General features: G+C 62.9%; 4 protein-coding genes. All 4 read left to right on the forward strand.

What is annotated here, in order from left to right; genetic code table 11:
* Positions 1-152 precede the first annotated feature (152 nt).
* Positions 153-977: a phosphatidylcholine synthase gene (pcsA, locus tag Q0L57_RS06195; RefSeq protein WP_296739605.1), complete on the forward strand. Its 825-nt coding sequence runs from the start codon at positions 153-155 to the stop codon at positions 975-977.
* A 30-nt stretch (positions 978-1,007) separates the two neighbouring features.
* The gene (locus Q0L57_RS06200) at positions 1,008-1,985 is read left to right on the forward strand and encodes a quinone oxidoreductase (RefSeq protein ID WP_296739606.1); all 978 of its coding nucleotides are present in this window, start codon (positions 1,008-1,010) and stop codon (positions 1,983-1,985) included.
* A gap of 213 nt (positions 1,986-2,198) precedes the next feature.
* Complete coding sequence (locus Q0L57_RS06205) at positions 2,199-3,776, forward strand: ABC transporter ATP-binding protein (RefSeq protein WP_296739609.1); 1,578 nt, start codon at positions 2,199-2,201, stop codon at positions 3,774-3,776.
* Positions 3,773-4,766, forward strand: a 994-nt coding sequence (locus Q0L57_RS06210; RefSeq protein WP_296739612.1) for an ABC transporter permease, incomplete at its 3' end; no start/stop codon positions are given. The genes Q0L57_RS06205 and Q0L57_RS06210, both read left to right, overlap by 4 nt.

Here is a 4,766-nt window from a genome sequence, read left to right on the forward strand (position 1 = left end):
GAGAAGGATACGGTGATCACCAATTCCGAATACTGGATCGCGCCGGAAATCATCGTGGCGAAGTCCGACAAGAGCAAGATGCGCGCCTTCGGCCGCAACTGGAATTTCGCCGGGCGCTCGGCCGAAATCTGCAAGCTGGACTGGCGAGGACCGTGAGCAAGAACACAGCGGCTAGGAAAGCGGCCAAGAAGATCGTCGAGCGGATTCCGCGGCCGAAAAAGAAGGTGACGTGGCCGCAGGCGCGCGCCTTTTCCGTGCACCTGCTCACCGCGTCGGGGTCGTTCCTGGCCTTTCTGTCGCTGGTCGCGGCCAGCGAGCAACGCTGGACGGCGATGTTCTGGTGGCTCGGCCTCGCGCTCTTCGTCGACGGCATCGACGGGCCGATCGCGCGCAAGCTCGAGGTCAAGGAAATCCTGCCTACATGGTCGGGCGAGCTCCTCGACAACATCATCGACTACGTCACCTATGTGCTCATCCCGGCATTCGCGCTCTACCAGCGCGGCTTCATGGGAGAGAACCTGTCGTTCCTCTCTGCGGCAATCATCGTCGTTTCGAGCGCGATCTATTATGCCGACACTGGCATGAAGACGAAGGAGAACTTCTTCAAGGGGTTTCCGGTCGTCTGGAACATGGTGGTGTTCACGCTCTTCGTCATTGAGCCGGGGCAGTGGGTTTCCTTTGCCGTGGTGGTCGTCGCCGGCATCCTGACCTTCGTGCCCATCAACTTCATTCATCCGGTGCGGGTGGTCAGGCTCAGGCCGCTCAACCTCGGCATGACGCTCTTATGGTGCGCCTTCGGCGCGCTGGCGTTGGCTCAGGCGGCGCTTGCAAGCTTCTACAACCAGATCGGCGTGATGGGTGAACAGGTCAGCGATTTCACCAAGATCGGCATCACGGTGACTGGCCTCTATCTGGCCAGCATCGGGGGGATCATGCAGTTTTTCCCCAATCTTGGCGCCAAGAAATCCAGACCCTGAACCTGTCTTTTGTCTCGAGAGAGTTGAGCTATGTCCAAGGCAATCCGCATTCACGCCCATGGGGGCCCGGAAGCCCTGATCTATGAGGATGCCGATCCCGGCCGGCCGGGCGCGGGGCAGATCCTGGTCAGGCACACAGCCATTGGCCTCAATTTCATCGACGTCTACTTCCGGACCGGCCTTTATCCGGCGCCTGGCGGTTTGCCTTTGATTCCAGGCGGCGAGGCCGCCGGGGAGGTGCTCGAGGTGGGCGATGGCGTCGACTGGCTGAAGCCCGGCGATCGAATTGCCTACGCAGTCAATGTCGGCGCCTACGCGGATGAGCGTGTCATCGGCGCGGATCGCGTGGTCAAGATTCCGGAGGGCATCAGCGACGAGCAGGCCGCCGCCATGATGCTGAAGGGCATGACGGCCGAATATCTCCTGCGCCGCACCTACAAGGTGAAAGCGGGCGACACGATCCTCTACCATGCCGCCGCCGGCGGCGTCGGGCTGATCCTCGGCCAATGGGCGAAGCATCTCGGCGCAACTGTGATCGGCACCGCGAGTTCGGCCGACAAGATCGAGCTCGCCAAAGCGCATGGCTTCGACCATGTCATCAACTACAAGGAGCAGGATTTCGTCGCGGGCGTCGCGGCCATCACCGGCGGCCGCAAATGCGACGTCGTCTATGACTCGGTTGGCAACGATACTTTTCCGGCTTCGCTCGACTGCCTGCGCCCGCTTGGTATGTTCGTCAGCTTCGGCTCTTCTTCCGGACCTGTCCCGCCCTTCTCGATGTCGCTCCTGGCGCAGAAAGGGTCACTCTTCGCCACCCGCCCGACGCTCTTCGTCTATAATGCGAGGCGCGAGGATCTGGTGGCGTCGGCTCAGGCTCTGTTCGACGTGGTGCTGAGCGGCGCGGTCGAGATCAAGATCAACCAGCGTTACGCGCTCAAGGACGCGGCGAAAGCGCAATCGGATCTCGAGGGTCGCAAGACGACGGGCACGACCATCCTCGTTCCTTGAGCCGGCTGCCTTGTTTTTCAGCGACTTGCCATGCCTGAAGGCATGGTTTGCCTGAAAGTTTCGCCAGTTTTCTTGTGGCGGCAAGAGGCCTATCTTACCCCTTGAGTTTCCGCTGAAATTCTTGAAGCTCTTTCAAGTTGGGTGCTGCTTTCCGATGGGAGCCGGGCGCGCATACCATGCTTTCGGGAACACAGAACATGTCCGGGAAACTGGATGGGAGGCACTGTGAGTGCAAATCATGATGGGGCGAACCTGCTCGAGGTTCGCGGCCTAACCAAGATTTTTGGCACGCTGACCGCGTGCGATCACATCGATCTCAATATAGCGAAGGGCGAGATCCACGCCCTGCTTGGCGAGAACGGCGCCGGGAAGTCGACGCTGGTCAAGATGCTGTTCGGCTCGCTCGAGCCGAACTCGGGCGAAATCTTCTGGGACGGCAAGGCCGTCAGGATCACCAGCCCGGGCGTGGCGAAGAAGCTCGGCATCGGCATGGTGTTCCAGCATTTTTCGCTGTTCGAGGCGCTGACGGCGGCCGAGAACATCGCGCTTTCGCTCAATGACGGCTCGCCGATAACCACCATCGCGGCTAAGGCGAGGGCGCTCTCCTATAGCTACGGCCTGCCGCTCGATCCGGACTCTCTCGTCGGCGACCTCTCCGTCGGCGAACGCCAGCGCATCGAGATCATCCGCTGCCTGCTGCAGACGCCGCAGCTCATCATCCTCGACGAGCCGACATCGGTGCTGACGCCGCAGGAAGCCGACAAGCTGTTCGAGACGCTCGAGCGGCTGCGCTCGGAGGGCAAGTCGATCCTGTACATCTCGCATCGGCTGGAAGAGGTCAAACGCATCTGCGACCGTGCCACGGTGCTACGCCACGGCAAGGTCGTCGGCCACTGCAGCCCGCGCGAGGAGACGGCCGCCTCACTTGCCCGCATGATGGTGGGCAACGAGATCAAGACGGTGGTGCGCGCGCCGGCCGAAGGCATCGAGACCGCGCCGGCACTGCTAGAGATACGCGGGCTGAGCCGTAAGCCGGCGACGCCTTTCGCCATCCCGCTCAAGAACATCAATCTCTCGGTTCGCGCCGGCGAGGTGATCGGCATCGCCGGCGTCGCCGGCAACGGTCAGGGCGAATTCTTCGAATCCGTCTCGGGAGAGGTTCTCCAGCAGGATCAAGGCTCGGTGCGCATTCGCGGCAAGGATGCCGGAGGCCTGTCGATCACCGGCCGTCGCCTGATGGGCGCGGCTTTCGTACCTGAAGAACGTCTCGGTCATGGCGCCGCGCCGCGCATGAAGCTCTCGGAGAACCTGCTCCTGTCTCGCCATGCAACCGACGGCAAATCCTTCGTCGGCTCGGGCGGCATGGTCAAGAACGGCGCCGTCTACGCCGCCGCCCAGCGCATCATCAGCGTCATGGATGTGCGCAAGAGCGCCCCAGATCCGGAAGCGGCAGCGCTTTCCGGCGGCAATCTGCAGAAATTCATCGTTGGCCGTGAGCTCGACCGCAAGCCGAGCGTCATGGTTGTCAACCAGCCGACCTGGGGCGTCGACGCCGGCGCCGCCGCCCACATCCGTCAGGCGCTGATCGAGCTTGCCCGCAGTGGCTCGGCTGTCCTCGTCATCAGCCAGGACCTCGATGAACTATTCGAACTCTCGGACGCGATCGCCGTCATGCACAACGGCGAACTGTCCAAGCCGCTGCCGATCGCCGAAGCCACCTTCGAGAAGATCGGCCTCCTGATGGGTGGCGCCGAGCCCGGCCACGCCGAACACAGCCTGGAGATGGCATGATGCGCCTCGAACTGGTCAAACGCCCGCAGCGCTCGGCGCTGTTTTCAGTGCTCTCGCCCTTTATCGCCTTCGCGCTGACGATGATCGCCGGCGCCATCATGTTCGCCTTGCTCGGCGTCAATCCGTTCAATGCGTTCCATATCTATTTCGTCGAACCGATCAGCCAGGTCTGGCAGTTGCATGAGCTCGCCATCAAGGCGGCGCCGCTCATCCTGATCGCGGTCGGCCTGTCGGTTTGCTACAAGGCCAACATCTGGAACATCGGCGCCGAGGGCCAGTTCACCTTCGGTGCCATCTTCGGCTCGATCGTGCCGGTGCTGTTCCCGCAGCTCGATGGCCCGTACGTGCTGCCGCTGATGCTGCTGCTCGGCATGCTTGGCGGCGCCCTCTACGCGTCCATTCCGGCGCTGCTCAAGACCCGCTTCAGCACCAACGAGATCCTGACCAGCCTGATGTTGGTCTATGTCGCCCAGCTCTTCCTCGACTGGCTGGTGCGCGGCCCATGGCGCGACCCCCAGGGCCACGGCTTCCCGCAGACCATCCAGTTCAGCGACGCGGCCACCTTGCCGCAGCTGATGCCGGATGCCGGCCGCGCCAATTGGGGCTTCGTCTTCGCGCTGCTTGCCGCCGTGCTGATCTGGCTGATGATGAGCCGCATGCTCAAGGGCTTCGAGGTGCGGGTGCTGGGCTCAAGCCCCAGGGCAGGGCGCTTCGCCGGCTTCGGCTTCAACAAGATGGTGTTCTTCACCTTCCTGCTGTCGGGCGCCCTGGCCGGCCTTGCCGGCATCTCGGAAGTCTCCGGCGCCATCGGCCAGTTGCAACCGGTGATCTCGCCCGGTTACGGTTTCACCGCCATCATCGTCGCCTTCCTCGGCCGTCTCAATCCGCTCGGCATCGTCGCCGCGGGCCTGGTGCTGGCGCTGACCTATCTCGGTGGCGAGGCGGTGCAGAGCGCGCTTGGCATATCCGACAAGGTGGCGCGCGTGTTCC

The organism is Mesorhizobium sp. (assembly GCF_024509055.1).
Lineage (GTDB): Bacteria > Pseudomonadota > Alphaproteobacteria > Rhizobiales > Rhizobiaceae > Mesorhizobium.

Coding starts and splice junctions, on each gene's coding strand:
- Q0L57_RS06200 (WP_296739606.1), top strand. CDS start 1,008: ATGTCCAAGGCAATCCGCATTCACGCCCATGGGGGCCCGGAAGCCCTG.
- Q0L57_RS06205 (WP_296739609.1), top strand. CDS start 2,199: ATGGGAGGCACTGTGAGTGCAAATCATGATGGGGCGAACCTGCTCGAG.